The sequence below is a fragment of the Streptacidiphilus sp. EB129 genome, from assembly GCF_041262645.1.
Lineage (GTDB): Bacteria > Actinomycetota > Actinomycetes > Streptomycetales > Streptomycetaceae > Streptacidiphilus.
Map to the genome: position 1 here is coordinate 1 of NZ_JBGCCS010000113.1, position 1,227 is coordinate 1,227.

Below are 1,227 nucleotides of genomic sequence, written 5' to 3' on the forward strand. Positions count from 1 at the left end.
CCGTCGAGAGACGCTCCGGATCAGGACACCTCTTCCCGACCTAAGGGTTGAGGCCAAGTGGCTGCGCAGGCGGGCCAGGCGATGAAGCCGGGCCTCGCGCTACGCCGTGGAGTGCCAAAGCTCTGACGAGTTGGGGTGTGCCGGGATCGAGGCCCGGCGTAACCCCCTGCCGCTCGGGCGCACGGCTGCGCCCCCAACGGAGGGAGGCGAGATATGGACTGCAGTAGTCCGGGCCACAAACGGCCCCGCACCCGCTTGTCCTCGCCTTCTTCCGGCATGCGGTAACCATCTTCTTCCACGCTCCTCAGCAGGAGCGTTTCCACCTGCAACGCGCTTGCGCTGCAGGGTTGTTGGATGCTGCATGCCCTCCGCACGGCCCCGTCAGGGGCAGGGAGGGAACCCATCATGACCACCACGATCGACTCCGGCGCCGCGGTCCGCGCCGCCGTCCTGGACGACGCCCACGTCGGTGACATCAAGGGCGCGCTGGGCACCATCCGGCTGGACGACCACGCCCCGCGGCACGGGCTGTCCGCCAAGGTCAAGACGCTGCTGGCGATCGTGGGCCCCGGCCTGATCGTCATGGTCGGCGACAACGACGCCGGCGCCTTCGCCACCTACGGCCAGGCCGGCCAGAACTACGGCACCCACCTGCTGTGGACCCTGCTGCTGCTGGTCCCCGTCCTCTACATCAACCAGGAAATGGTGCTGCGCCTCGGCGCGGTCACCGGCGTCGGCCACGCCCGCCTGATCCTGGAACGCTTCGGCAGGTTCTGGGGCGCCTTCAGCGTCATCGACCTGTTCCTGCTCAACGCGCTCACCCTGGTCACCGAGTTCATCGGGATCACCCTGGCCTCCGGCTACCTCGGCCTGCCCAAGGCCGCCTCCGTGGTCCTGGCCGCCGCCATCATCATCGCCTCCGGCTTCACCGGCTCCTTCCGCCGCTTCGAACGCATCGCCATCGCCCTGTGCGCCGGATCCCTGCTGCTGATCCCGATCTACTTCATGGTCCACCCCGCCGCCAGCCAGATGGCCCACGACTTCGCGGTCCCCACCATGCCCGGCGGCTCCGGCCAGCTCTCCACCGTGATGCTCCTGATCATCGGCATCGTCGGCACCACCGTCGCCCCCTGGCAGCTGTTCTTCCAGCAGTCCTACGTCATCGACAAGCGGATCACCCCCCGCTTCATGAAGTACGAGAAGGCCGACCTGTGGATCGGCATCGCC

The 1,227-nt window shown here is 68.1% G+C and carries 1 protein-coding gene and 1 riboswitch; the gene reads left to right on the forward strand.

Features of this window, described 5'->3' with window-relative positions:
* A riboswitch (M-box (ykoK) riboswitch) is annotated at positions 1-141 on the forward strand. This riboswitch is flagged as partial in the annotation.
* A 264-nt stretch (positions 142-405) separates the two neighbouring features.
* A partial coding sequence (locus tag ABH925_RS37685) for an NRAMP family divalent metal transporter (RefSeq protein ID WP_370156160.1) occupies positions 406-1,227 on the forward strand: 822 nt, incomplete at its 3' end.